Source organism: Streptomyces sp. NPDC003379 (assembly GCF_053589195.1).
In genome coordinates this window covers 112,428-138,677 of record NZ_JBSFRK010000020.1, presented here as the reverse complement: position 1 = coordinate 138,677, position 26,250 = coordinate 112,428, and the positions used below count along the sequence as shown (strand labels likewise).

Annotated in this window: 16 protein-coding genes, 1 tRNA gene and 1 riboswitch; of the genes, 7 read left to right on the top strand and 10 right to left on the bottom strand. The window is 72.8% G+C overall.

What is annotated here, in order from left to right; translation table 11 throughout:
• Positions 1-308: 308 nt before the first annotated feature.
• Positions 309-857: a MarR family winged helix-turn-helix transcriptional regulator gene (locus tag ACWDVB_RS21550; protein WP_451516278.1), complete on the bottom strand. Its 549-nt coding sequence runs from the start codon at positions 855-857 to the stop codon at positions 309-311.
• Between the two features lie 122 nt (positions 858-979).
• On the opposite strand from ACWDVB_RS21550, the gene ACWDVB_RS21545 reads away from it, so the two are divergent.
• On the top strand, positions 980-2,266 hold the full coding sequence (locus ACWDVB_RS21545; protein WP_451516284.1) for an MFS transporter: 1,287 nt from the start codon (positions 980-982) through the stop codon (positions 2,264-2,266).
• Between the two features lie 6 nt (positions 2,267-2,272).
• On the opposite strand, the gene ACWDVB_RS21540 is transcribed toward ACWDVB_RS21545, so the two are convergent.
• The gene (locus ACWDVB_RS21540; RefSeq protein WP_451516277.1) at positions 2,273-3,943 is read right to left on the bottom strand and encodes an ATP-binding SpoIIE family protein phosphatase; all 1,671 of its coding nucleotides are present in this window, start codon (positions 3,941-3,943) and stop codon (positions 2,273-2,275) included.
• 185 nt (positions 3,944-4,128) lie between these two features.
• Complete coding sequence (locus ACWDVB_RS21535) at positions 4,129-5,487, bottom strand: NAD(P)/FAD-dependent oxidoreductase (protein WP_451516276.1); 1,359 nt, start codon at positions 5,485-5,487, stop codon at positions 4,129-4,131.
• 373 nt (positions 5,488-5,860) lie between these two features.
• Here ACWDVB_RS21535 and ACWDVB_RS21530 point away from each other — a divergent pair, with 373 nt between their 5' ends.
• The gene (locus ACWDVB_RS21530; RefSeq protein ID WP_451516275.1) at positions 5,861-6,631 is read left to right on the top strand and encodes a TetR/AcrR family transcriptional regulator; all 771 of its coding nucleotides are present in this window, start codon (positions 5,861-5,863) and stop codon (positions 6,629-6,631) included.
• 198 nt (positions 6,632-6,829) lie between these two features.
• Positions 6,830-8,692, top strand: a complete 1,863-nt coding sequence (locus ACWDVB_RS21525; protein WP_451516274.1) for a sigma-70 family RNA polymerase sigma factor — start codon at positions 6,830-6,832, stop codon at positions 8,690-8,692.
• 7 nt (positions 8,693-8,699) lie between these two features.
• Here ACWDVB_RS21525 and ACWDVB_RS21520 read toward each other — a convergent pair whose 3' ends face one another.
• Both ACWDVB_RS21520 and ACWDVB_RS21515 read right to left on the bottom strand, forming a co-directional pair.
• Entirely contained in the window at positions 8,700-12,020 is a 3,321-nt protein-coding gene (locus ACWDVB_RS21520; RefSeq protein ID WP_451516273.1) for an AfsR/SARP family transcriptional regulator, read from the bottom strand.
• A gap of 457 nt (positions 12,021-12,477) precedes the next feature.
• Positions 12,478-14,562 (bottom strand): asparagine synthase-related protein, encoded by a 2,085-nt coding sequence (locus ACWDVB_RS21515; protein WP_451516272.1) that lies wholly within the window; start codon positions 14,560-14,562, stop codon positions 12,478-12,480.
• Between the two features lie 804 nt (positions 14,563-15,366).
• Between ACWDVB_RS21515 and ACWDVB_RS21510 the strand changes: the two genes are divergently transcribed.
• From ACWDVB_RS21510 to ACWDVB_RS21495, 4 genes are all read left to right on the top strand, one after another.
• Complete coding sequence (locus ACWDVB_RS21510) at positions 15,367-16,815, top strand: MFS transporter (protein WP_451516271.1); 1,449 nt, start codon at positions 15,367-15,369, stop codon at positions 16,813-16,815.
• 252 nt (positions 16,816-17,067) lie between these two features.
• Positions 17,068-18,258 (top strand): L-2-hydroxyglutarate oxidase, encoded by a 1,191-nt coding sequence (gene lhgO, locus ACWDVB_RS21505; RefSeq protein ID WP_451516283.1) that lies wholly within the window; start codon positions 17,068-17,070, stop codon positions 18,256-18,258.
• A gap of 304 nt (positions 18,259-18,562) precedes the next feature.
• Positions 18,563-19,432 carry a tRNA (guanosine(46)-N7)-methyltransferase TrmB gene (gene trmB / locus ACWDVB_RS21500; RefSeq protein WP_451516270.1) on the top strand — a complete coding sequence of 290 codons (870 nt, stop codon included), beginning with the start codon at positions 18,563-18,565 and terminating at the stop codon, positions 19,430-19,432.
• Between the two features lie 43 nt (positions 19,433-19,475).
• On the top strand, positions 19,476-20,864 hold the full coding sequence (locus tag ACWDVB_RS21495; RefSeq protein ID WP_451516269.1) for a PrsW family intramembrane metalloprotease: 1,389 nt from the start codon (positions 19,476-19,478) through the stop codon (positions 20,862-20,864).
• Between the two features lie 14 nt (positions 20,865-20,878).
• On the opposite strand, the gene ACWDVB_RS21490 is transcribed toward ACWDVB_RS21495, so the two are convergent.
• The 5 genes from ACWDVB_RS21490 to ACWDVB_RS21470 all read right to left on the bottom strand — a co-directional run bounded on the left by ACWDVB_RS21490 (position 20,879) and on the right by ACWDVB_RS21470 (position 25,767).
• On the bottom strand, positions 20,879-21,823 hold the full coding sequence (locus ACWDVB_RS21490; RefSeq protein WP_451516268.1) for an aldo/keto reductase: 945 nt from the start codon (positions 21,821-21,823) through the stop codon (positions 20,879-20,881).
• A gap of 64 nt (positions 21,824-21,887) precedes the next feature.
• On the bottom strand, positions 21,888-22,988 hold the full coding sequence (locus ACWDVB_RS21485) for a M23 family metallopeptidase (protein ID WP_451516267.1): 1,101 nt from the start codon (positions 22,986-22,988) through the stop codon (positions 21,888-21,890).
• Between the two features lie 11 nt (positions 22,989-22,999).
• Positions 23,000-23,147, bottom strand: a riboswitch (cyclic di-AMP (ydaO/yuaA leader).
• A 252-nt stretch (positions 23,148-23,399) separates the two neighbouring features.
• Complete coding sequence (locus tag ACWDVB_RS21480) at positions 23,400-24,572, bottom strand: PP2C family protein-serine/threonine phosphatase (protein ID WP_451516266.1); 1,173 nt, start codon at positions 24,570-24,572, stop codon at positions 23,400-23,402.
• A gap of 163 nt (positions 24,573-24,735) precedes the next feature.
• Positions 24,736-24,809: transfer RNA gene (locus ACWDVB_RS21475), tRNA-Met, on the bottom strand.
• A 70-nt stretch (positions 24,810-24,879) separates the two neighbouring features.
• Entirely contained in the window at positions 24,880-25,767 is an 888-nt protein-coding gene (locus tag ACWDVB_RS21470) for a glycosyltransferase family 2 protein (RefSeq protein WP_451516265.1), read from the bottom strand.
• Positions 25,768-26,250: the final 483 nt, after the last annotated feature.

Below are 26,250 nucleotides of genomic sequence, written 5' to 3'. Positions count from 1 at the left end.
TTTCCCTTTCCGGCGGTTCCGACTCTATCAGATCCTTTCGGGCCTGATTCCCAGTCAGCGGGAGTTGTCTTCGCGGCTGTTGGGCCGTTCCGACGTCTCAAACTCTAGCGGGTTTTCCCGGCGACTCATAATCGAGCCTTGGAATTGAATTCGGGCATGCCGAATGCGTTCCGTTGGGAGGTCGTGCAGAGTTTGGTTTGCCGCTCGACAGCGGCGGGAGGTGCTGTCGCAGAACCGTTACGGCTCTGTGGCAACCCGAAGAACCTTACGGGTCGGGCGGGTGACTGTCAACCTCCGCCCTGCGACCTTCAGTCCAGGTCGTTGAGGCGTCCGCCGGCGTCCGGCTGAGCGTGCTCCACACGACGTAGAAGACGGGTCAGCACCTCGCCCAGGACGCCGCGCTCCTCGGCGGACAGGTCCTGGAGGAGGTCCTCCTCGAAGACCGTGGCCAGGCGCATCGCCTCCAGCCACTTCTCGCGGCCCTCCGAGGTCAGCTCCACGATGACGCGGACGCGGTTGTTCTCGTCGCGGTCGCGGGTGACCAGGCCCTCCCCCACCATGCGGTCGATGCGATGGGTCATGGCGGCGGGCGTGAGGCCCAGGCGCTTGGCCAGATCCCCCGGGCCCATTTGGTACGGGGCGCCGGAGAGGACGAGGGCCTTGAGGACCTCCCACTCGGCGTTGCTGATGCCGAGGGTCGCGGTCTGGCGGCCGTAGGCGACGTTCATGCGGCGGTTCAGGCGGCCGAGGGCCGAGACGATCTTCTCGACCTGGGGGTCGAGGTCCCGAAACTCGCGCTGGTACGCGGCGATCTGTTCTTCAAGTGTCGGCTCACTTGGGCCGGGGGTGTCACCCATGGCCGCAGTATGGCACGCCCGCACTTGGCGTCGAAGTCCTTCGGTGTGTATTGTTTAGCTCCTAACTTTAGCTTCGAAGTCTTCACTTCTAACTCCTAAGGCAGGTGAAAGTGACCAGGGCGATGGGCGCGGCGATGCGTCGTATCCAGGCAGGCAGCGCGCTGAGCGCGTTCGGCATCGGTTTCACGGTCCCGTTCCTCTACGTCTACGTGGCGCAGGTGCGGGGACTCGGGGCCAGTACGGCGGGCATCGTGCTGGCCGCCTTCGCCATGGCCGCGTTGATCGTCCTGCCCATCACCGGCCGCGTCATCGATCGGCGCGGCCCCCTTCCGGTGCTGGTGGGCGCGGCGGTCGTCGCCTCCGTGGGCGCGGTCGCGCTCGGCCTCGCCGGCGGTGAGACGACGGCGATCCTGTCCGCGGCCCTGCTCGGCGCGGGTACGGCCGTCATGCAGCCCGCGCTCGCGACGATGATCGTCTGGTCCTCGACGCCGGCGACCCGTACGCGGTCGTTCGCGACGCAGTTCTTCCTGCAGAACCTGGGCCTGGGCATCGGTGGTCTCATCGGCGGCCAGATCGTCGACGAGGACCGCCCCGGCAGCTTCATACTGCTGTTCTCCATCGAGGCCGTGATGTTCCTGGTGCTCGCGGCGATCGCGCTGAGCGTGCGGCTGCCGCACGCGCCGTCCATCCAGGACGCGATGCCCAAGGACGCCTCGGCCCCGCGGGGCGGGATGCGCGCGCTCCTGAAGCACAAGGCCATGGTGCAGCTGTGCGTGCTCGGCTTCGTGATCTTCTTCGCCTGCTACGGACAGTTCGAGTCGGGGCTCTCGGCGTACGGCGTGGAGGCCGCGGGCATCTCGGCCTCGACGCTCGGCATCGCGCTCGCCGCCAACACGGCGATGATCGTGATCGCGCAGTTCGCGGTCCTGAAGTTCGTCGAGCGGCGCAAGCGGTCCCGGGTGATCGCGGCCGTCGGTCTGATCTGGGCCTTCGCGTGGCTCCTCGCGGGGTACGCCGGCGTCGGGCACGGCAGCCAGGCGATGGCCACCGCCGCGTTCATCTCGACGTACGCGCTGTTCGGGCTCGGTGAGGCGATGCTGTCGCCGACCGTCGCTCCGCTGGTCGCGGATCTGGCGCCGGGCGGCATGGTCGGTCAGTACAACTCGGCCTTCGCCCTGGTGAAGCAGCTGGCCCTCGCGGTCGGTCCGGCCGTGGGCGGGCCGATGGGTGCCGCGCTGCACGTTCCGTACATCGTGACGTTCGTGCTGTTCTCGCTGGGCATCACGGTGCTCGCGGTGCGCATGGGACGTCAGCTCACTCCGGTGCAGAACCAGCCTTCGCTGGCCAAGAGCCCGGTGGTGGCGCAGGGCGGTCCGGCCGCCACCGAGCCGGCGAGGGCCAACGCGTAACCCGCGCTACTTGGGGAGCGCGAACTCGCACCAGACGGCTTTGCCGCCGCCCGGTGTGCGGCGCGAGCCCCAGTTCGACGCGATCGTGGCGACGATGGCGATGCCGCGTCCCGCCTCGTCGGCCGGTTCGGCGTGGCGGCGGCGCGGCAGGTGGTCGTCGCCGTCGGTGACTTCGATGATCAGTCGGCGGTCGGTGCGGCGCAGGCGAAGCCGCATCGGGGGTGTGCCGTGCTGGAGGGAGTTGGCGACCAGTTCGCTGGCCGCGAGGACGCCCAGGTCGTGCAGGTCCGGTGCGAAGCGCCAGCTGGCGAGGACGCCCGTGGCGAAGGCACGCGCGCGTGGCGCCGCTTCCACGCCGCCGAGCAGCTCCAGGGCGGCGTTGCGGAACAGCTCGGCCTCGGAGCCGGTGCGGGCGGGGTGCTGCAGGACCAGGACGGCGACGTCGTCGTCGTGGTCGGCGGTCACCCCGAGGGCGCGGATCAGGCGGTCGCACACCACCTGGGGGGTGCCGGTGGCGCCGGCCAGGGCGCGCTCCAGGGAGGCCACGCCCTCGTCGATGTCCTCGCTGCGCCGCTCGACGAGGCCGTCCGTATAGAGGACGGCGGTCGAGCCGGGGCTCAGCGGCATGGAGCCCGAGGTGTGCATCCAGCCGCCGGTGCCGAGCGGGGGCCCGGTGGGCTCCTCGGCGCGGTGGATGGTGCCGTGTTCGTCGCGTACGAGGATGGGCAGGTGCCCCGCGGACGCGTAGACGAGGCTTCCTTCGTTCGGGTCGTGCACCGCGTAGACGCAGGTGGCGATCTGGCTGGCGTCGATCTCGGCGGCGAGGCCGTCCAGGAGCTGCAGGACCTCGTGCGGGGGCAGGTCCAGACGGGCGTAGGCGCGCACGGCCGTGCGGAGCTGGCCCATGACAGCCGCCGCGCGCACGCCGCGGCCCATCACGTCGCCGATGACGAGCGCGGTGCGGCCGCCGCCGAGCGTGATCACGTCGTACCAGTCGCCGCCTACCGCGGCCTCGGTGCCGCCCGGCTGGTAGGTGGCGGCGATGCGCAGGTCGTCGGGCTGCTCCAGCTCCTGGGGCAGCAGGGACTTCTGGAGGGTGACGGCCGTCTCGCGCTGTGCGCGCTCGCTGGCGCGCAGGCGCTCGGCGGCCTCGGCGTGGTCGGTGACGTCGGCGGCGAAGATCAGGACGCCGCCGCCTTCCTGCGGGCTCGCCGCGGAGCCGCCGAGCGGCAGCGTCACGGGGGTGCAGGTGAAGGTGTACGAGCGGCCGCCGGGCGCCTTGCGGGACTTGACGGTGCGCGGCTTCGCGCTGCGCAGGACCTGGTCCAGGAGGGGCAGCAGGCCCAGCTCGGCCAGTTCGGGCAGCGCCACGCGCGCGGGCTCCCCGATGGGCCGGGGGCCAAAGGCGGCCGTGTACGCGTCGTTGACGTACGCGACGCGGTGCTCGGCGCCGTGCACGAGGGCGACGAGGGCCGGGACGCGGTCGAGCACCTCGCGGACCGGCAGGTCGTCGATGCCGTCGGCGGGGGCGGGTCGCTCTCCGTCGGAGAGCTGCTCGGCGCGGGCCGCGGGGACGGAGCCGTCTCCGCGCGGTGCCGTGGCGATCGTCTGTTCGGTCCGCGCTGCTGCGCGGCGCTGCGTTCCGGGGAGCCGGGCGCTCCAGCGCGTGAAGTTCACTGCGGTAGGCCTCGTGGTGTCGCTTCTGGATCGGGAACACAGCATGTCGAGGGCGGACGTCCCTGGTGTCGGCCGCGCGGCCGGACCATGGTCACACGAACAGTCTCGCCGACCCGACTGACATCCGTGGGTCCGGACGGACATCCGTCAGACGTGGGTCCTGTGCGGGGAGTTCCTGACTCCGGTCAGGAGGACTCCTTCGGGCGCTCACCTCCGGCCGCGAGTTCGAACTCCGCACGGGGGTGCTCCAGCGATCCGAGGGAGACGATCTCGCGTTTGAACAGGCCGGAGAGGGTCCATTCGGCGAGCACACGGGACTTGCGGTTGACGGTCGGCACTCTGCTCAGGTGGTAGACGCGGTGCATGAACCAGGCAGGGTAGCCCTTCAGCTTGCGTCCGTAGACGTGTGCGACACCTTTGTGCAGTCCCAGGGACGCCACGGAGCCGACGTATTTGTGCCGGTACTCCTGAAGAGGCTGCTTCCGCAGGGTCGCCACGATGTTGTCGCCGAGGACCTTGGCCTGGCGCACCGCGTGCTGGGCGTTGGGCGCGCACTCCTTGCCGGGCTCCTCCGTGGTGACGTCGGGAACGGCGGCGGCGTCTCCCGCGGCCCACGCGTGCGTGGCGCCGTCCACCGCGAGCTGCGGGGTGCACTTGAGGCGGCCGCGTTCGTTCAGCGGCAGGTCGGAGGCGGCGAGGACGGGGTGCGGTCTGACGCCCGCCGTCCATACGACGGTGCGGGTGGGGAAGCGGGCGCCGTCGCTCAGGACGGCGACGCGGTCCTCGCAGGAGTCAAGGCGGGTCTCCAGGCGTACGTCGATATTGCGCCGACGCAGCTCACCCACCGTGTACTTGCCCATCTTCTCGCCGACCTCGGGCAGGATCCGCCCCGATGCCTCGACGAGGATCCACTTCATGTCCTGGGCCTTGACGTTGTGGTAGTACCGCGTGGCGTAGCGCGCCATGTCCTCCAGCTCGCCGAGCGCCTCTACGCCTGCGTAACCGCCGCCCACGAAGACGAAGGTCAGGGCCGCGTCGCGGATCGAGGGGTCGCGGGTGGACGAGGCGATGTCCATCTGTTCGATGACGTGGTTGCGCAGGCCGATGGCCTCTTCGACGGTCTTGAAGCCGATGGCGTACTCGGCGAGGCCGGGGATGGGCAGGGTGCGCGAGATGGAGCCGGGGGCCAGGACCAGTTCGTCGTACGTGATGTCGACGGCGCCGGTGCCCTCCTCCTCGGTGGCGAGCGTGGTGAAGGTCGCGGTGCGCTTGGCGTGTTCGATGGACTCGACCTCGCCGATGACGATGCGGCACTTGTCGAGGACGCGGCGCAGCGGCACGACGACGTGGCGCGGCGAGATGTTGCCGGCCGCCGCCTCGGGCAGGAACGGCTGATAGGTCATGTACGGGTCGGGCGTGATCATCACGATCTCGGCCTCACCCCGCTTGAGCTCCGGCTTCAGCTCCCGCTGGAGCCGCAGGGCGGTGTACATGCCGACGTAGCCACCGCCGACGACGAGAATGCGCACAGGTTCCGTCACCATCCCATGACGCACCCGGCTCCTGAGTTTGTCCACAGGCCCGGCAATTTGTATGACTGGTCGTGGTGCGCCGCGGGCGCCCGGCGGATTGCGCGGGCGCGCGGTAGGTACGCAGGTCAGTGGGGGTGCGGGGGGTATGCACATGGGGTGCAATAAGGCCTGAAACGGTGCGTACTCCGATCGGGGGGTGGTCCGTGCGGAACCCACCCCTTCTGAATTGACTCAGGCTCAACTATGTTCGTGGGAGGTCGGGGTGTCGGGGGATGCGCTCGTCGAGCCGAGTTTCCGGGCTCACGGAAGGGCTCGCTCCTCACACGCCGGTTGCCAATGGCGGGGAGTGTCTCCGGGGGGAGACGTCATTACCGGGGGAACGTATATGCACATTCAGGAGACTCACTGGACTTCCGCTGTCGCGTCGGCATCAGCCGTCGGCCCCAGCGGGAACGGACGCGACATGGGGGAAGGAGCGCGCACGACACCACTGCGTGTCGACGCACAGCGCAATCTCGAACATGTACTTCGCGCGGCACGCGAAGTCTTCGGCGAGCTGGGGTACGGCGCGCCGATGGAAGACGTGGCGCGCCGCGCGCGGGTCGGTGTCGGCACCGTCTACCGCCGCTTCTCGAGCAAGGACGTGCTGGTCCGGCGCATCGCCGAGGAGGAGACCTCCCGGCTGACCGACCAGGCGCGTGCCGCACTCGGGCAGGAGGACGAGCCGTGGTCGGCGCTCTCGCGCTTCCTGCGGACGTCCGTGGCGTCGGGCGCGGGGCGGCTGCTGCCGCCGCAGGTGCTGCGGGTGGGCGTCGAGGAAGGCGCCGCCCCGGGGGACGAGGCGAGGGTGCCGCAGCAGCGGCAGCCGGTCTCGGACTCCGCCGAGCTGCGTTTCGTGGAACAGCGCCAGGCGCCGGCCGACGAGTCGGCTTCGGTGGTCGACGACGCGGGGGCGGCCACGCTCCTCGATGTCGTCGGGCGCCTCGTGGAGCGGGCCCGCGCGGCGGGTGAGCTGCGTCCGGACGTGACCGTGTCGGACGTCTTGCTGGTGATAGCGACGGCGGCGCCCTCGCTGCCGGACGCCGCGCAGCAGGCCGCCGCCTCGTCGCGGCTGCTCGACATCCTGCTCGAAGGGCTGCGGTCGCGGCCCGCGTAGCGCTCCGTACGGCGGAAGGCTCAACTCCGTTTATCTGCGGGCGGATTGAGCCTTCCCCGGACGGGTGAAGGGTAGTGCTCGGTTCCGGGAAGTCACCCCGGACGAGTGGTTGCCCGTCATCACCACTGGCCGGAGCACGGCCGTGTGTCACTCTTTCCCGGTGTTCGGGTCAGAGTGGGCAACCGGGGGCGTTCCGCGATGAGTGTTGACGGTCGGGACGAGCCCTCCGCAGGCTTCGGCGAAGAGACGCGCTCTGCGCCCCGCCCCAGCGTGCCCCCGCAGCGTGAAGGTGGCACGGGGGTGCCCGTCGGCGGGGAAGCGGCGCCGTCCGACGCCGACCTGATCGCACGGATGCGGGCGGGCGACGACTCCGCGTACGAGGAGCTGTACCGCAGGCACGCCGAAGCGGTCCGCCGCTATGCGTGCACCTGCTGCCGTGACGCCCATACCGCCGACGATCTCACCGCCGAGGTCTTCGCCCGCATGCTCCAGGCCGTGCGTGGCGGCAGCGGGCCCGAGCACGCGGTGCGCGCCTATCTGCTGACCACGGTCAGGCGCGTCGCCGCCGGGTGGACGAAGTCGGCGAAGCGGGAGCAGCTGGTCGACGACTTCGCGGTGTTCGCCGCCCAGGCGGCGCGCGGCTCCGAGCTCTCCGACGACGACACACTGAACCTGGGCGCGGACGTCCGCGCGATGCACGAGGCCGAGCAGTCGATGGCCATGCAGGCCTTCCGGAGCCTGCCCGAGCGCTGGCAGGCCGTGCTGTGGCACACGGAGATCGAGGACGAGTCGCCGAGCGAGGTCGCCACGCTCTTCGGCCTCGACGCGAATGGCACGCGCGTGCTCGCGAGCCGCGCCCGCGAGGGCCTCAAGCAGGCCTACCTCCAGGCGCACGTGAGCGCCACGCTCACCGAGAGCGAGGAGTGCGCGCGCTACGCCGACCGCCTCGGCGCCTACGCCCGCGGTGGCCTGCGCACCCGCGCCGAGCGAGGACTGCGCAAGCATCTGGAGGAGTGCGCCAAGTGCCGCCTGGCCGCCGGTCAGATCAAGGAAGTCGCCAGCGGCATCCCCGCGGTCGTGCCGATCGCCGTCATCGGCTGGTTCGGTGCCGCCGGGTACGCGAAGGTGGCCGCGCTCGTCGGGGGCGGCGCCGCGAGCGCGGGTGCCGCGGGAGCCGCGGGCGCGGCCGCCGCGAGCGGGTCCGCCGGAGGGTCCGCGGCGGGCGGGGCCGCAGCCGAGGGGCTCGGCGCCCCCGCCAAGGCCGGCATCGCGGCGGGCGTCGTCGTGGCGGCCGGGGTCGCCGCGGCGATCGCCCTCAGCGGTGGTGAGGGCGAGCCCAAGGAGGACCGCCCGCCGAAGGCCAAGGAGCCCGCAGTCGCCGAGTCGGTCGTGCCGCAGAAACCGCCGCCCTCGAAGCCCGGGCCGACACCGCCGCCGCCCGCACCGAAGCAGACCCCTGCCGCCAAGCCGCCGCCCGCGAAGGCGGAGCCGAAGCCGCCCGCCAAGGCGAAGCCCCAGCCAGAGCCGAAGCCGACCTCGCCGGCCCCCCCGGCCCCGAAACCCAAGCCCACCCCCCCGAAGCCGAGGCCGACCCCGCCGCCGAAGCCGCCGCCCCCGCCACCGGCCCCGGCGGTCTACCAGTGGAGCGAGCTCCAGTACGACACCGTGGGCGACGGCACCAAGCCCGAGATGCGGCTCGGCGGGAGCAGCTGGGTGTGGCAGCGCAAGGGCCTGTCGATCGCCGACCGGCGGTACTCCCACGGCGTGACCGTGCACGGCGAGTCCTCCGTGACGATCGACCTGAACCGCAGCTGCACGACGTACGACGCCGTTGTCGGCATCGACGACATCACGATGGGCCTCGGCAAGGTGCGCTTCGCCGTGTACGCGGACGGGGCGCGGCTGTGGCGGTCGCCCCTGCTGAAGGGCGGCGACCCGGCGCTGCCCGTGCAGGTGAACCTGACCGGGCGCAGGACCATCCGGCTGGTCGTCGAACCGCACACGCCCTTCCACGCGGTGACGCTCGCGGACTGGGCGCAGTCGCGGATGCGCTGCACCTGACGCGGCGCTAGGCCGTGTCCCGCGGCCCCGCCTCGACCGGTTCCGCGAGCGGTTCGCCGGTCAGCTCACCGGTCAGCTCGTCAGCCCTGAGCGTGCTGCCCGCGGCGCGCGCCGCCTCGTACCGCCGCACGCCGAGCGCGGCCGTGGCGGCGGCCACCACGCGGTCGGCGACCGTCGACTCGGGCCGGGGACGCGGGCGACCGCCCCGAAGGCGCGTGGCGACCGCGAGCAGTCGTGCGGCGCGCGCGTGGTCGCCGAGTTCGCTGACGAGCGCGGCGCCGTAATCCACGAGCGAGGCGACGATCACCTCGGAGCACTGGGCGGTCAGGGCCTCCCGCAGCGCGTCAACCAGCTCGGGCAGACCCGCCTCGGGACCGGACTCGGCGGCGATGACGCGGGCCTCCACACCGCGCATGGCCGCGCTGAACTGCGGCGGCGGCGTGCCGTACGTCGACTCGCTGCGGGCCGCGTCGCACCATCTGCGGGCCGCTGCCGTATCGCCGTCGTCCAGCGCCATCAGCGCGCGCAGCAGCCGTACGTACGCCCTTGAGTCGGTCACCCCGTGGCGGTCGGCCTCGGTGCTCGCCTCGTCGAGGGTCTTCACCGCCGCCGCCCGGTCGCCCTCCCGGTAGGCGATCTCGGCGAGCCGCGCCATGAGGAACGGCGTCTCCGCGTACGCCCCCACTTCGTAGGCCAGGCGGAGCCCTTCCTCGTAGGCGGCGCGGGCCTCCTCGTGGCGGCTGCGGGCCATCGCGGCCTCGCCCACGGCGCTGCTCACCTGGGCGGTCATCCACCGGTCGCCGACGCGCCTGCTCAGCGTCCGCAGCTCGGCCAGGTCCTCGTCGACGCCCGAGAAGTTGCCGTTCATGTCGATGGCCATGTGCGCGCGGAACATCAGGATGACGCAGAGGTCCCAGTCGCCGCCGTACCGACGGCAGTTCTCGACCGTCGCGTCCACCGCGGGGCGGGTCTCGTCGAACGTGCCACCGATGAAGAAGGCCGTGAACGGCCAGATCAGCCCCGGGAACCGGGCGGAGTGCGGGGTGGGCCGCGCGAAGACGGCGCGCACCCGCTCGACGTACCTGTCCTTGGTCCAGTCGTCCTGGGCCACCGTCTCGTCCCCGGGCCGGGACTCGGTCAGCATGAAGAGGTGTAGCAGCCGGAGCTTCATCCACGGCCAGTACAGCGGGTCGTCCTCGTCGGGCAGGGTCTGGGCGCCGGACGACTCGTGACCCGGGGCCAGCTCCAGGATGCGGCCCATCCAGTCGCGGCCCTCCCGGTGGAGATTGCGCAGCCACCAGAACCAGCCGGTGTGCAGGGCGAGCGCGATCGCCGTCGGGGTGTCGCGGGCCTCGATGGAGTGCTGCAGGGCCGCGCGGATGTTGTCGAGCTCCGTCTCCAGGCGCCTGATCCACGGCAGTTGCTCGGCGGTGCGGAGCATGGGCTCGGCCTGCTCGACCAGCGCGTGGAAGTACGCGGTGTGGCGCCGGGCGGCGGCCGTGAGCAGGTCGGGGGTCTCGGCGGCGCGCTCGGCGGCGTACTCGTGGATGGTCTCCAGGAGGCGGTAGCGCATGCCGCCGTCCTCGGGCCTGGCGCACGGGACGGCCACGACCAGGGACTTGTCGACCAGGGCGCCGATCAGCTCCGGGGCGGGGCCGGTGCAGATCGCCTCGGCGGCGGGCAGGTCCCAGCTGCCGGCGAAGACGGACACCTCGCGCAGCACGGTCCGCTCGGGCTCGTCGAGCAGGCCCCAGGACCAGTCGACGACGGCGCGCAGGGTCTGCTGGCGGGGCAGGGCCGTGCGGCTGCCGCTGGTCAGGAGGCGGAAGCGGTCGTCGAGGCGGTCGGCGATCTGGCGTGGGGCGAGCAGCCTGAGGCGGGCGGCGGCCAGTTCGATGGCGAGCGGCAGTCCGTCGAGGCGGCGGCAGATCTCGGCGACCGCCTCGGCGTCCTCGTCCGGGGCGAAGCCGGGGCGCACCGCCGTGCCCCGCTCGGCGAAGAGGCGGTGCGCCGGGTCGGGCGGGAGCGGCTCGACGGGGCGCACGGACTCGCCGGGCACGCCGAGGGGTTCGCGGCTGGTGGCGAGGATGGTGAGGCCGGGGCAGTGCGTGAGGAGGGTCTCGGCGAGCTGGGCGGCGGCGCCGATCACGTGTTCGCAGTTGTCAAGGATCAGGAGCAGGGCGCGCGTGGCGCAGTACTCGACGAGCAGGGCGACCGGGTCGTCCTGCGGGGCGGTCAACTCGCTGGTCATCAGCACGGTCTCGCGCAGACCGAGCGCGCTGACGACAGCGCCTGGCACCGCCTCGGGGTGGTCGAGCGGGGCCAGCTCGGCCAGCCATGCCTGCGGATGCCCGGCGGCGGCTTCCTCGGCGAGGCGGGTCTTTCCTGAGCCGCCCGGTCCGGTGAGGGTGACGAGGCGGGCCCTGTGCAGATCTGAACGGATGGCGGCGAGCTCGGGTTCCCGCCCGACGAAAGACGTCAAACGGTTACGGATGTTCCCCTTCCGTGGATGCTGTTCGGGGCGCGAAAGGCCTGGCGCCGCCTGAGGTTCTGCGGCCTGGGGTTCTGCGGCCCGGGGTTCTGCGGCCTGGGGCGGGCGTGGCGCCGCTCCGGGCGGGGCGAGCAGCTCCTTGTGCAGCGCCCGCAGTTCCGGTCCGGGATCGGTGCCGAGGCCGTCGGCCAGGGCGCGGCGCGCGTCCTCGTAGGCGGCGAGCGCGTCGGCGCCGCGTCCGGCGTCACGCAGGGCGCGGATCAGGAGGGCGCGCAGCGTCTCGTCGTACGGCTGGGCCGCGGTCAGCTCCCGTAGCTCCGGTACGACGTCGGGGGCGCGGCCCAGCAGCAGGTCCGCCTCGATTCGCGCGCGGACCGCCTCGGCGCGCGCGGCCTCGGGGCGTGCCGCGGCGGTCCCGTCGGGCAGGTCGGCGAGGGCCGGGCCGCGCCACAGGGCGAGCGCGTCGCGCAGGGTGCGGGCGGCGGGGGCCGGGTCGTCACGGTCCAGGGCCGCCCTGCCCTCGCGCACGAGGCGCTCGAAGCGGTGCAGGTCGACGTCTTCGGAGGCGACGGCGAGGCGGTAGCCACCGGGGGCCGAGGCGACGGCGTCCTTGCCGAGGACGCGGCGCAGGCGGCCGACGAGGGCCTGCAGGGCGGCGGTCGCGTCGGCCGGTGGGGCGTCGCCCCAGACCTCGTCGATGAGGGCGCCGACGGTGACCGTGCGGTTCGCGTACAACGCCAGCGCGGCAAGCAGGGCACGCAGCCGCTGGCCCCCTACGGGCAGAGGGACGCCATGTTCGTCGTACGCCTCGGTGGCGCCCAGGATTCCGTACCGCACCGGGTCATTCTCCCTGGCGGGCCGCCGCGAGGCGCGGGGTTTACGGGCGGGGGCGAGTTGACGTGGCGTGGACGTTGCCTGGCGGGGCGCTTGACCGACGGGGCCCTTGGCTGGCGGGCTCTTGCCTGGCGGGGACGGCTCAGCCCGTGGGGGCGGCTTGGCGGACCCCCGCTTGACCTGGCGCGGAGGGCCTGACCAGCGGGGACAGCTTGACCCGGCCGGGGCGGATTGAACGGCGGGGACGGCTCAACCCGTAGGGGCGGCTTGGCGGGCCCCGCTTGACCGGCGCGGAGCGCTTGACCAGCGGGGACAGCTTGACCCGGCCGGGGCGGATTGAACGGCGGGGACGGCTCAACCCGTGGGGGCGGCTTGGCGGGCCCCCGCTTGACCGGCGCGGAGGGCCTGACCAGCGGGGGCAGCTTGACCGGCCCGGACGGGATTGATCGGCAGGGACGCCCTATCGCCCCGCTCCTAGTGCGCCCCTCTGCGGAACCACGCTCCCCGTAGGGACGGCTCGTTGGCGTGCTGGAGTGCCCGTCCAGCACGTTCCTCTTCGCGACAGCAGGCGGCGCAGCCATAGTTCCGTGGAGACCAGGTCGGCGAGGCCGTCCAGGGGGAGCGGTTCTCCCTCGGCGGCCTCGCGCAGCGCCTTGCGGACGACACGGGCCTCGACCAGGCCCGCCTGGGCGAGCAGCGGCGTGTCGAAGAGGGCGATCAGGTCGTCGACCGCCACGCGCAGACCGGTGCGGGCGGCGGCCGCGTTCGAGGCGTGGGACGGGGCGCCCCAGCCGGGCGGCAGATCGGCCACCCCGGCGCCCTCCAGGACCGTGCGCAAAATCGCCGCCCGCGCCCCCGGCTGGACGCGCAGGGCCTCGGGGAGCGCCCGGCACGCGCGTACGACCTGGTTGTCCAGGAAGGGCGCGTGCAGGCGCTGGAAGCGGACCTCGGCGGCCTGTTCGAGGATGCGGAGGTCCGCGGCGTGCCGGGCGAGGGCCGCCCGCGCGCGGAACTCGCCGGGGCGCTGGCCTGGCCCGCCCGGGCGCATCGTCGTGTCGTTCAGGCGAACCGATACTTCAGCGAGGGCCTCACCGGTCAGCCAGCGCGCGGCGGGGCCGGGTCTCGCCCAGGCGAGGGCGGCGAGCGACGCCGCCACGGCTCCGCCCGGTTCGTCGAAGCGGCGGTGCATCAGCCGGTCGGCGAGCGATTCGACGCCCGCGCGGTGCGGCATGCGGGCCAGCTTGCGCGCCGCGCCGTACACGCGCGCGGGGACCATCACCGAACCGTCGGCCTTCGCCAGCGCGGCCACCGGACGCACCAGATGGCGGCGCTTGCGGTCCATCAGAAGATCGGCGAGGCGGGCCGGATGGGCGTCCAGGACCTGCCGCGCGCCGTGGCCCGTGAAGTGGTCGGCGCTGCCCGAGGAGAGCCGGGCGCGGTGGCGCTGGGCGGTCACCAGGGTGCTGCTCGGCTCGTCCGTCAGAGGCCCTTCCAGGTCGGCGTAGGGCAGGGCGTCCTCGCCCGCGGCGACGACCACGTGGTGCAGGCGCGGGTTGGCGGCGATGGCGCCGGCCCGCTCCAGTTCCGCCTCGCGGCCGTCGACGGCGAGGTCGTTGAAGGTGACGGCGAGGAGCCGCTCCCCCGCGCCCGTGCCGTGGCCGAGGACCGTGCCGGGCATGCCGGGCAGACCGGCCGCAAGGAGAGCGAGGGTTCCCGAGGCGGGCCCTCCGGAGAGGTCCGCTCCGATGCCGGGCACCGGCATGCCGCGCGCCGCACGCCGCTCGGCGGGCCCCATGCCGGGCACCGGGCCGGGGTCGACGTCCGTGCCGGGCACATGGCGAGGGGCGGTGAGGCGGGCGCGTACCGCCTCGACGAGGGCGTCACGGACGCCGTCCACCGCGCTGTCGGCGTCGGCGGCGGGGGCCGCGACGGCGAGCGAGGCCACGGGTTCGTACCCGGCGACCTCCCGTGCGCCCGCGCGCAGGATCAGCGCATGCCCCGGGGGCACACGCCGCACGCCCTGGTAGGGCGTCGAGTCGTGCAGCGCCTCGGGGACGTCGGGGGCCGCCAGCAGCGCCGCCAGGTGGCCGATGTCCAGGTGGGCCTCGACGAGGTCGGCCAGCGGAAGCGCGGCGGTGGCGTAGGCCGTACCGCCCGCCCACGGGGTGTAGAAGACGGGGCGCGCGCCCGCGAGGTCACCGGCGATCATGACGCGGCGGCCGACCTGGACGACGGCCGTGTAACTGCCGGACCAGGCGGTCAGATGGCGCAGGGCCCCGCCGCGCGCGGCGAAGAGGCCGACTCGCAGCTCTTCGTCGGAGGCCCCGCACGTGCCGAGGACCGCGACGCGCGTCTGCTCGTCGACCTTCACGGTCCGCACCTCGTCGGCGCGCCAGTCGCCGACGGCCCAGAGCGGATCCGGGTCGCCCCATAGGAGTTGGGAGCCCACGGGGTGCACGGATTCGCCGTCGTCACCGGTGGTCCCGGCCGAGCCCACCGCCGAGGGCCTCGCGGCGGTACTGCTCCACCCCACCAACCACCGCATCGCTGCCTCCACAGGCTGTGGACGGACCGTCGGCGAGGCGCCGAGAGGCACGGCCGACCGGTGCACCGAAGGACTGGGGTCCCATGCTGCCACGAAGGAGGCGCACGGGAGGGGCCGCGGGGCCGCTTGTGCGGCGGTGAATACGCCCCGGGTTGGGGGTGGTTGAAGGGCGGAGGATGCCCTTCTCCTTGTGCATGCTTCGCACAGGTCCTTGCCCGCGCCGCGTGCAGGCCCACGCGCAGGTGCCTGAATGAGCGAAATGCCCGTTCAGTCTTGTGGGTGGTTTTCGGCCAAATCGGCCAGGGATGAGCCCAGGACGGAACCGCTCGAAGGCACCGCACAGCCCGGGAGGCGGTGCCGCCTCCCGGACCGGTCCGCCGCCCGCGGGGATGGAGGCGGCGGTGTCCCCCAGCCCACTGACTCCAGCGCAGCGGGCCGACCCACGCACGTTCAATGGAAGCGCTCCCGCCATGGCCGGAGAAGAGCGCACAGACGGGCGCACGGCCACACACCGGGAGCACGCCACGAGTGCGCCGTACTTCCGTACGGACAACAATCTCGCCATACGGAACTGCGCCTCTTAACGCTTGGGATGCGGCGAACTACGCTGTGTGTGCTGATGTTTTCGCGGAGGCATATACCTGGAGGATCGGCCAAACGCTCTTGCGGCCGGGATTCCGGCCACGGTGTCCGGGGCCCACGCCTCGGCGCGTGGCGGCGGGTACCCCTGCCCCCGGGGAACGCAGCACGAATGCCGCGCGGTCCAACCACTGCCCGGCAGCCGTCTGTGTCGAGGGGTGGCGCATGTCCAGGGAGCAACGCGGGCCGAACGAAAAGCTCGGCACCGTTCTCGCCCTCGCGGGAATCAGCAACGCGGGACTCGCACGCCGGGTCAACGACCTCGGCGCACAACGCGGGTTGACGCTTCGATACGACAAGACGTCCGTGGCCCGCTGGGTGTCCAAGGGCATGGTGCCGCAGGGTGCCGCCCCCCACCTGATCGCGGCGGCCATCGGACAGAAACTCGGCCGCCCGGTGCCACTGCACGAGATCGGCCTCGCCGACGCCGACCCGGCGCCCGAAGTCGGCCTCGCCTTCCCGCGCGACGTGGGAGCCGCCGTGAAGTCGGCCACCGAGCTGTACCGCCTCGACCTGGCGGGCCGGCGCGCGGGCAGCGGCGGCATCTGGCAGTCCCTCGCAGGATCCTTCGCCGTCAGCGCCTACGCGACGCCCGCCTCGCGCTGGCTGATAACCCCGGCCGACAGCTCCGTCGCGCGCGACGCCTCCCGCGATGTGCCACGCGACGTGGCACAGCCCGACGACGGCGGCGCTCCGATGAAGGTCGGCCACAGCGACGTACTGAAACTGCGGGAGGCCGCGGAGGACGCGCGGCGCTGGGACTCCAAGTACGGGGGCGGCGACTGGCGCTCCTCGATGGTCCCGGAGTGCCTGCGGGTCGAAGCGGCGCCGCTGCTCCTCGGCTCCTACTCCGACGAAGTGGGACGTGCCCTCTTCGGAGCCTCCGCCGAACTCACCCGCCTCGCCGGGTGGATGGCCTTCGACACCGGTCAGCAGGAGGCCGCCCAGCGCTACTACATCCAGGCGCTGCGGCTCGCCCGCGCGGCGGCCGACGTCCCCTTAGGGGGGTACGTACTCGCTTCCATGTCCCTCCAGGCGACCTACCGCGGCTTTGGGGACGAGGGGGTCGACCTCGCGCAGGCCGCCCTGGAGCGGAACCGGGGCCTGGCCACCGCGCGCACCATGAGCTTCTTCCGCCTCGTCGAGGCGCGGGCACACGCGCGTGCCCATGACGCGCAGGCCGCGGGGGCGGCGCTGCGGGCCGCCGAAGGGTGGCTGGAGCGGGCCCGCGACGGCGACAACGACCCCACCTGGCTCGGCTTCTACTCCTACGACCGCTTCGCCGCCGACGCCGCCGAGTGCTACCGCGACCTGAAGGCGCCCCGGCAGGTCCGGCGCTTCACGGAACAGGCGCTGTCCCGGCCCACCGAGGAGTTCGTACGCTCGCACGGCCTGCGTCTCGTCGTCTCGGCGGTCGCCGAGCTGGAGTCGGGGAATCTCGACGCGGCGTGCGAGCAGGGGACGCGGGCGCTGGAGGTCGCCGGGCGCATCTCCTCCGCGAGGACCACGGAGTACGTGCGGGACCTTCTGCACCGGCTGGAGCCGTACGGGGATGAGCCTCGGGTGGTGGAGTTGCGGGAGCGGGCTCGGCCTCTGCTCATGGCTCCCGCGTAGCGCGGGCGGGCCTTTGTCTCCCACCCATCCGCCTTTTTGCGCCGCGTTGATCCGTGCCGAACGGTCCGAAGGATCGGCCTCGCAGGTTTGAGGGCGTTGTCAGTGGCGCAGGGCAGTATTTGGGGTGGGAGGTGAGGCGCGGTGGAGAAGGTCGCGTATGACAGCGGCGGATCGTACGACGGGGGCGGACCACATGACGGTGGTGGGCCGTACGACGGTGGACCGTACGGCTGTGGGCCGTACGACTGCGACGTGCTGGTGATCGGCGGCGGAATCGTCGGGCTCGCGACGGCCTACGCCCTCACCCGCACCGTCCCCGGCACCAGCGTCACCGTCCTGGAGAAGGAGCCGGGCCCCGCCCGGCACCAGACGGGCCGGAACAGCGGCGTGATCCACAGCGGGATCTACTACCGCCCCGGCTCGCTGAAGGCGAGATACGCGGTCCGCGGCGCCGCCGAGATGATCAAATTCTGCGCGGAGTACGGCATTCCGCACGAGGTCACCGGCAAGCTGATCGTCGCCACGGAGCGCGCCGAGCTGCCCCGCCTGCACGGCCTTGTCCAGCGCGGCAGGGAGAACGGCATCCCGGTGCGCGAGCTCGGCCCCGCCCAGATCACCGAGTACGAGCCGGAGGTCCGCGGCCTCGCCGCCATCCACGTCGGGACGACCGGCGTCTGCGACTACGGCGCGGTGGCGCGGCACCTGGCCCGCGCGTCGGGCGCCGAGATCCGCTACGGCGCGGGCGGGCACGTCGTCCGTGTGGACCGCCGCCCCGACCGCGGCGTCGCCGTCCGCACCGCCGACGGCGCCGTCGTGCGCGGCAAGGTCCTGGTGAACTGCGCGGGGCTGCACTGCGACGAGATCGCGCGGCTCACGGGCGACGACCCGGGTATGCGGATCGTCCCGTTCCGCGGTGAGTACTTCGAGCTGGTCCGCCCCGAGCTGGTCCGCGGCCTCGTCTATCCCGTGCCCGACCCGGCCTTCCCCTTCCTCGGCGTCCACCTCACCCGGGGCATCGACGGCGGCGTCCACGTGGGGCCGAACGCGGTCCCGGCCCTGGCCCGCGAGGGCTACGCCTGGTCGGTCGTCCGCCCCCGCGAGCTCGCCGGCACCCTCGGCTGGCCGGGATCGTGGCGCATAGCCCGCCGCCACTGGCGTTACGGGGCGGGTGAGCTGCGCCGCTCCGCCTCCAAGTCCGCGTTCACCGAAGCGGTGCGCAGGCTGCTGCCCGGGATCGGGCCGGACGACCTGATGCCGGCCCCGGCCGGGGTCCGCGCCCAGGCGGTGCTGCGGGATGGCACGTTGGTCGACGACTTCCTGATACGGGAGGGCGCCCGCACGGTCCACGTCCTGAACGCGCCCTCGCCTGCGGCGACCGCGTCCCTGCCGATTGGCCGCGAGGTCGCCCGCCGGGCGCTGGCCGCGCTGCGGGGGCCGGACTGACCTCCCGGCACCCTGCGGGCGGGCATCGCTGTCCCTCCCCGCGGACCGGGTGCGGCTCATCCCGGCTCGCCGCGTGCCGATGCGGCTGTCCCTCCCGGTGCTGGTGCGTGGTGCCCTGCGGGCCGCATATGGCTGAGCGCGCAGTTCCCCGCGCCCCTGACGGGGCACGACCCCCAAGCCCCTTCACGGCACGCGCCGCTCCCCGCACCCGCACCCCGCCGACCGGGTGCGGCGCACTGCGGGCCGTATACCGCTGAGCGCGCAGCTCCCCGCACCCTCGCCCACCGCGTAAAATTGCCGCACTGTGTCTGAGTCACCCCACACCCCCGAAGCCCCCGAAGCCCCCGAGGCTCCAAAAGCTCCCGAAGCCGGTGCCGCTCCGGCCCGGCCAGGGCGGCCGCAAGTCGGACCCCGCTTTCCCGGTGGGCCCTCCCCCGACCCCGCCGGGTCGCACCACGAGCGGCGGATCCGTAGTTTTCAGCCGCGGCGGAGCCGGGTGACCGCCGGCCAGGAGGATGCGCTGCGGCGGCTCTGGCCCAAGTGGGGGCTGGATATCGACGGGCTGCGGACGCTGGACCTCGCCGAGCTGTTCGCGGACGAGAAGGGGCCACGCCCCGGTCTTCCCGTCGTCCTGGAGATCGGCTTCGGCATGGGCGAGGCCACCGCGCGGATGGCCGCCGACGACCCCGACACCGGCATCCTCGCCGTCGACGTGCACACCCCCGGCCAGGGCAACCTCCTCGGCCTCGCCGAGCGCGCCGGCCTGTCGAACGTCCGCGTGGCCAACGGCGACGCGATCATCCTGCTCCGCGAGATGCTGCCGCCCGAGTCCCTCGACGGGCTCCGCGTCTACTTCCCCGACCCCTGGCCCAAGCCCCGCCACCACAAGCGCCGCCTGATCCAGCCGGAGTTCCTGACGCTGGCCGCGCCCTCGCTGAAGCCGGGCGCGCTCCTGCACTGCGCGACCGACTGGGTGCCGTACGCCGAGCAGATGCTGGAGGTGCTCACCGCGCACCCCGACTTCGAGAACACCCAGGCCGACGGCGGATACGCGCCGCGCCCGGCGTTCCGCCCCCGGACCCGCTTCGAGGGCCAGGGCCTTGCCAAGGGCCACGTCGTGCATGACCTGCTGTTCCGTCGTGTCGTACGGGCCGAGTCGGCGCCCCAGGACTGAGGCACCGTCGCGGCCGCCCCCATCCCTCGTTAGGGTCAACGACGTGGCCACCAGTCCTCCGTATCCGTATCCGGTACCTCCCGAGGCGCCCGCCCCGGGGGAGCTCCGCCGAGCCCGCTGGTGGCAGCGGCGCGCGATACGCGCGGCCGGGCTCGTCACGCTGCTCGCCCTCTCGGGCCTGGTGATCCTCGCCCTGGTGAGGGAGCAGACCGGCACCGAGGGCTTCCTCGTCGGGCTCGGCCTCGCGACGGTTCCGGTGCCGCTGCTCGTCGCCGCGTTCCGCTGGCTGGACCGGGTCGCGCCGGGGCCCTGGCGGAACCTCCTCTTCTCCTTCTCCTGGGGCGCCTGCGCGGCCGCGCTCATCGCGATCGTCGCGAACAGCTTCGCGATCCGCTGGATAGCCACCGCCACCGCCGACCCGCACAGCGCCGACACTCTCGGCGCCACGGTCATCGCGCCGATCGTCGAGGAGTCCGCGAAGGCCGCCGCCATCCTGCTCGTCTTCCTCTTCCGCAGACGGGACTTCACCGGCATCGTCGACGGCGTGGTGATCGCCGGCGTGACCGCGACCGGCTTCGCGTTCACCGAGAACATCCTCTACCTCGGCAACGCCTTCGTCACCGACCAGCTCAGCCGCGAGAGCGGCCTCGCCTCGGTGACGGCGGCGACGTTCTTCGTACGCGTGGTCATGTCGCCGTTCGCGCACCCGCTGTTCACGGTCCTGACCGGCATCGGCTTCGGCCTCGCCGCGTTCTCCGCCGAGCGCCAGCACCTGCGCCGCGTGCTGCTCCCGCTCGCCGGGCTGCTGCTCGCGATGGGCGTGCACGCCCTGTGGAACGGCTCCGCGGTCTTCGGTCAGTACGGGTTCTTCACCGTGTACGCGCTCTTCATGCTGCCCTCCTTCGGCCTGCTGACCTGGCTGGCCATCTGGACGCGGCAGCGCGAACTGCGCATCATCCGCGCCGAGCTGCCCCTGTACACGGCGGCGGGCTGGCTCACCCCGCCCGAGCCGTACGCGCTCGGCTCGATGCGCGCCCGCGCGCTGGCCCGCGACTACGCCTCGTACACCTGGGGGAAGGCCGCGGCCCGCACGGTCATGGAGTACGAGATGTACGCGACGTCACTGGCGTTCCTGCGCCACCGGGGGCGCCGGGGCCGGGCGGGCGCCGACTTCGTCGTACGCGAACGTGAGCTGCTCGACAAGCTCTGGGAGCGCCGCGAACCGGCCCGCCCCGCCCTGGCCTACGCGGCCCGCGCGACGGCCCCGGTCATGCCGCTGCCTCCGCTGCCTCCCATGCCGTACGCGTACGCCGGGTACGGCCACCCGCAGACCCCGTACGCCCCCGCGCCATACGCCCCCGTCCCGTACGGACAGCCGCAGCCCTACCCCTACCCGGCCCCGGCCCCGACGTACAACCCGTACCGCTCCTGAAAGCCCTGCCCGTCCTAGGCCGAAGCCGAGGTGAGCGCCGCCAGCTCCGTCCCGGTCAGCTCCACGTCCGCGACGGCCAGCAGCGCCGGCAGCTGCTCGACCGTGCGCGCGGAGGCGATCGGCGCCGCGACGGTGGGCTGTGCCGCCAGCCAGGCGAGCGCCACGGTCGCGACCTGGACACCACGCGCCGCCGCGATCCCGTCGAGCGCGGCAAGGACACGGTCGCCCCGCTCGCTCCCCACGTACGCCTCGACGCGTCCGCTGCGCGCGCTCTCGACGCGCGCGCCCGCGCGGTACTTGCCGGTGAGGAAGCCGGACGCGAGCGCGTAGTAGGGGACGGCCGCGAGGCCGGAGCGGGAGGCGATCTCCTGGAGCGGGCCCTCGTAGGTGTCGCGGGAGACGAGGTTGTAGTGCGGCTGCAGTGCCACGTAGCGCGCGAGGCCCTCGCGGTCGGAGAAGTCGAGCGACTCCTGGAGCCGCTCGGGGGTGATGTTGGAGGCGGCGATCGCGCGCACCTTGCCGGCCCGCACCAGTTCGTCGAGCGCCCCGATGATCTCCTCCACCGGGACCGACGGGTCGTCGAAGTGGGTGTAGTAGAGGTCGATGTAGTCGGTGCCGAGGCGGCGCAGGGACGCGTCGGCGGCGCCCTTGATGGTGCTCGCGGCCAGGCCCTTGTACTCGGGGTGGGAGCCGGCCTTCGTCGCGACGACCACGTCCGAACGGTTGCCGCGCTCGGCCAGCCACTCGCCGATGAGGGTCTCGGACTCGCCGCCCTTGTTGCCTTCCACCCAGGCCGAGTAGGCGTCGGCGGTGTCGATGAAGTTGCCGCCCGCTTCGGTGTAGGCGTCGAGGACGGCGAAGGACGCGGTGCGGTCGGCGGTCCAGCCGAAGACGTTGCCGCCGAGGGAGAGCGGGAAGACTTCGAGGTCGGATGAGCCGAGGGGACGAAGAGGAGTCATACGTTCCTCAACGTCCCTTCCGGAAACCGAATTCCGGCAATCCCCGAACTTCCCCCGAACTCTCTCAGGGATTGAGGCCCTTGCTCTGGAGCCAGCCCAGCGGGTCGACGGTGGCGCCGCCCGGCGTGTGGACCTCCAGGTGAAGGTGCGGCCCGGTGACGTTGCCGGTCGCGCCGACGCGGCCGATGACGTCGCCCGTGCTGACCTTCTGCCCGGCGCTGACGTTGAGCGAGGACTGGTGGCAGTACCAGATCTCGGTGCCGTCCGACAGCTCCAGGACGGTGCGGTAGCCGTACGCGCCCGCCCAGCCGGCCTCCTTGACGGTGCCGGTGTGCACGGCCTTGAGCGGGGTACCCGTCGGAGCGGCGAAGTCCAGACCGGTGTGCTGCCCGGAGGACCACATGGATCCGGAGTCACCGAAGTGCGAGGTCAGGGTGTACGAGGAGGTGGGGATCGCATAGCTCTTCGCGAGCTTGGCGCGGCGCTCGGCCAGGGCCTTGGCCTCGCGGGCCTCCTCCTCCTTCTTCTTCTTGGCGGCGGCCTTGGCGGCCGTCTTGGCGTCGGCCTTCTGCTCGGCCTGCTTCTGCTGGGCGGCGGCCTCTTCGGCGGCCCGCTTCACGGCAGCCTGCTCGGTCGCGGTGCGCACGGCGTCGTCCGCCTGGTCCTGCTGGTTCTCGGCCTGCTGCATGATGCGGGCGCGCAGCGCCTCGCCCGCGTCGGTGGTGCCCTGCTCGGCGTCGGCGGTGCTGACACCGGCGGCGGTGAGCGGAGCGGCCTCGGCGACGGCCTCGGAACCCGTGGGGTCCGCGGAGTCCGACGCGTCGCCGTCGGATATCAGGGAGCCCACGCCGGGCAGGGACCCGGCCTCGGGCAGCGAGTCCGTGACGGCGCCCAGGTCGGGCATCGAGATGGAGACGGGCGGCTTGCCGTCCTGCGCGGTGGCGATGCCGCCCGCGCCGACGGCGGCGATGACGCCGACGCCAAGGACGGTGGAGCTGCGGGCGAGCCCGCCGCCGCCCTTCTTGTGCACACGGTGCCTGCCGCGGACGGGACGGACGGAGTCCTCAGTGGGATTCCATTCCTCCCAGGTCTCCTCGTCGTACCCACCGAATTCGTCGTCGTTCGGTACGTACACCGCTTGGGGGCCAGGCCGGTTGGACGCCACTGGGGCGCACTCCTTTCCTTCCTTCTCGCCTACCGGGTTAGCTGACGGGTTCGGAGCAGGAAGGTCTCCTACGAACATCTGGCACGGATGCACAGATGCCCGATTCACCCCAATTTGGTGGTTCCCCGGCTCCCTTGCGGGATTAGGCGTGTGCGCGCGGAGCCATCTCTAGTGACGGCTGGGACGACCGCGCTGCGTTATCGAACGTTAATAGAAGGGGATGCCGTATTCCAAGCCGTTCCAGTTGATCGTTAACGCTCCCCGTCCGTACTTAATGGGACACGGGCGTCTGAAACGGGGCGAGTTGACCTCTCGTCAGCGCGCTGCCGCCCCCTGTTAGCACTCCGTCAGCTCTGCGTCCGCTCTCCGTCCGCCCTCCGTCCGCTCCCCACCGACGACCTCTGTTGCATTTCAGTCACGCGCGGTGACCACCGCGTCCCCGCCCGCCGGCCGCCGCACCGCGAGCAGCGCCATGTCGTCCGTCGCCGCGCCGCCCGTGTGTCGCCGGACCTCCTGCGTGAGCGTGGCGAGCAGCGCGTGCGGTCCCTCGCGGCCGGGGAAGATCCGCCCGCCGAGCCGGGTCGCGGGGTCGTAGAACTCCCCCGCCGCGTCCCGTGCCTCCGAGAGGCCGTCCGTATAGAAGAGCAGCATCGCGCCGGGCGGGAAGTCCGACTCGTCCGCCCGGTCCGGCCAGACCCCCAGGTCACCCATGCCGAGCGGCAGCGCGGGGTCGCTCCCGGAGAGCACGCACAGCCGACCGTCGCCGCGCAGCAGCAGCGGAGCCGGATGCCCCCGGTTGACCAGCCGTACGACGCCCTCGCCGTGCCGGATCTCCGCGAGGACGGCCGTGGTGAACCCCTCGAAGGCATCGAGCCCGTCACGCCGGGTGCCCTCGCGCGCCAGCGCCCGCTCCAGGCGCTGCGCCACCGCCTCCAGGGTGGCCTCCTGCTCGGCGGCCTCCCGGAAGGCACCGATGACGACGGCGACGGCGGCCACCGCGCCCATGCCCTTCCCGCGTACGTCGCCGACGATGAGCCGCACACCGTGCGGGGTGTCCTGTACGGCGTACAGGTCGCCGCCGATGAACGCGTCGGCCTGCGCCGCCTCGTACCGCGCCGCGATGTCGAGCCCGCCGATCCGGGGGTCCGGCTGCGGCAGCACGGCGCGCTGGGTGGCCTCGGCGATGGAGCGGGCGGTGGCGAGCCGGTCGTTGCCGCGGCAGACGACGCGGTTGATGACGGTCGCGAGGGCGGCGACGGTCACCACGGTGAAAAGTTCGGTGATGGCCTCGACATGGCTGGTGACGGCGTTGCCGTAGTGCAGCACGAGTACGGCGGCGGAGGCCGCGGCGCCCGTCAGGGCGGTGTTGAGCAGCGAGTAGAAGGGGGCGGCGATCAGCGGGGCGGCCGCGAAGAGCGGGGCGGCGGTGAACTCGGCCGGGGTCGCGACGTCGTACCCGACCCCGACGACCAGGAGCAGGACGGGCAGGGCCCGGACGAAGGCCCGCTCGTGCGCGGTGGTTCCGCTGCCGCCGGTTCCTCCACGCTGCCCCACCGCTTGTCTCCCGCCGAGTCCGCGACCCATCACCGCGCTGCACCCAGGCTTCCCGCAGCGGGGGGCGGGTGCGACCTGGTGCGGGCCGAGCGGGTTACGGGACGGGAGGGGTGAGGGGGATGAGCGAACCCAGTGGGGGGCGGGAAACACCGAGAGCCGGAAGCGATGAACGCTTCCGGCCCTCGGCCTTCAGTAGCGGGGACAGGATTTGAACCTGCGACCTCTGGGTTATGAGCCCAGCGAGCTACCGAGCTGCTCCACCCCGCGTCGGTAAACCCAACTCTACGTCATCCGGAGGGGTGAAGCGAACCAGTACCGGGCCGACGGCGTACGCGGCTCAGATCACCGGCGGGCGCCCCAGCCGCGTCAGCCGCCACACGGTGCGCCAGCGCATGGGCCGGCGCTCGCCGCAGGAGGTCCGCATCCCTTCCGCGAAGCCGCCCGCCCAGGCGCGCAGGCCCGGCAGGGAGCGGGTGCGGGCGAGGGTGAGGAGGGTCCAGATGCCGAGGTGGACGGGGATGAGCGGGAGCGGGAGGCGGCGGCGGACCAGCCAGACGCGGTTGCGGGCGGTGTTGCGGTAGTAGACGGCGTGCCGGGCCGGGGAGGTCTTGGGGTGCTGGAGGAGCAGCGCGGGCTCGTAGAGGATCTTCCAGCCGGCGTCCACGGCCCGCCAGGCGAGGTCGGTCTCCTCGTGCCCGAAGAAGAACTGGGCGGGCCAGGTACCGGTCTGCCCCAGCATTTCGGCGGAGAAGGCGTGCCCGCCGCCGAGGAAGGCGGTGACCGGGCCGCGCCGCATCGGGTCGGTGGCGCGCAGCCGGGGGATGTGGCGGCGCTGGGTCTCGCCGTGCTCGTCGGCGATGCGGAAGCCGACGATGCCGAGGCGCGGGTCGTCGGTGAAGAGGTCCCGCACCTTGCGGAAGACGTCGTTGTCCACGAGGAGTCCGTCGTCGTCCAGTTCGATGACGACGTCCACGTCGCCGAGGTCCATGAGGCGCTCGATCGCCACGTTGCGGCCGCCGGGGCAGCCGAGGTTCTCGTCGAGCTCGATGGCCGTCACCTTGCCCGGCAGCGCGGGGAGTTCCGGCAACGGTGAGCCGTTGCCGACGAGCACGATCCGGTCCGCCGACACGTCCTGCCCGGCCACGGACGCGAGCAGCGCGTCGAGCTCTCTGGGCCGGTTGCCCATCGTGATGACGACGACACCGAGACGTGGCGGCTGAGACACGGAGGGACTCCCATGGTCGGGGCTTGCGGGGCAAGTGTTGCGTACGGAAATGGACGGCCCGCGTGCGCGGCGACAGGCGTACGCGGAAGTGAACCAGGTCGGTCGGGGGTGGCTGGAGGCGGAAGGGGGGCGGTTTGCGTGGGGGGGGGCGGTGCGTGGGTGCGGGCCGGTCTGCTGGGGGGGGGGTGGCTGTGCGTGGAGGCGGGGTCGGTTCGCTTACGGGCAGCTGTACGCAGGGGCGGGTCGGCCGCTTGCGGGCGGCTGTACGCAGGGGCGGGGCCGGTCCGCTTGCGGGCGGCCGCGCGCGGAACTGGGCCAGCCCGCACGCGGGCCGCCACACGCCCAACCGGGCCAGTCCGCATGCGGGCGGCTGCACGTGGAACCGAGGCCAGTCCGCATGCAGGCAGGCGTACGCAGAAGCGGACCAGGCCACATGCCGACCGCCACACGCCCAACCGGGCCAGTCCGCCTGCAAGCGGCTGC

What these genes read in the sequence shown, in the direction of transcription:
- ACWDVB_RS21550 (WP_451516278.1), bottom strand. Translation starts at nt 857, where the DNA reads ATGGGTGACACCCCCGGCCCAAGTGAGCCGACACTTGAAGAACAGATC.
- ACWDVB_RS21545 (WP_451516284.1), top strand. Translation starts at nt 980, where the DNA reads ATGGGCGCGGCGATGCGTCGTATCCAGGCAGGCAGCGCGCTGAGCGCG.
- ACWDVB_RS21535 (WP_451516276.1), bottom strand. Translation starts at nt 5,487, where the DNA reads ATGGTGACGGAACCTGTGCGCATTCTCGTCGTCGGCGGTGGCTACGTC.
- ACWDVB_RS21530 (WP_451516275.1), top strand. Translation starts at nt 5,861, where the DNA reads ATGCACATTCAGGAGACTCACTGGACTTCCGCTGTCGCGTCGGCATCA.
- ACWDVB_RS21525 (WP_451516274.1), top strand. Translation starts at nt 6,830, where the DNA reads ATGAGTGTTGACGGTCGGGACGAGCCCTCCGCAGGCTTCGGCGAAGAG.
- ACWDVB_RS21515 (WP_451516272.1), bottom strand. Translation starts at nt 14,562, where the DNA reads ATGCGGTGGTTGGTGGGGTGGAGCAGTACCGCCGCGAGGCCCTCGGCG.
- ACWDVB_RS21510 (WP_451516271.1), top strand. Translation starts at nt 15,367, where the DNA reads ATGTCCAGGGAGCAACGCGGGCCGAACGAAAAGCTCGGCACCGTTCTC.
- ACWDVB_RS21490 (WP_451516268.1), bottom strand. Translation starts at nt 21,823, where the DNA reads ATGACTCCTCTTCGTCCCCTCGGCTCATCCGACCTCGAAGTCTTCCCG.
- ACWDVB_RS21480 (WP_451516266.1), bottom strand. Translation starts at nt 24,572, where the DNA reads ATGGGTCGCGGACTCGGCGGGAGACAAGCGGTGGGGCAGCGTGGAGGA.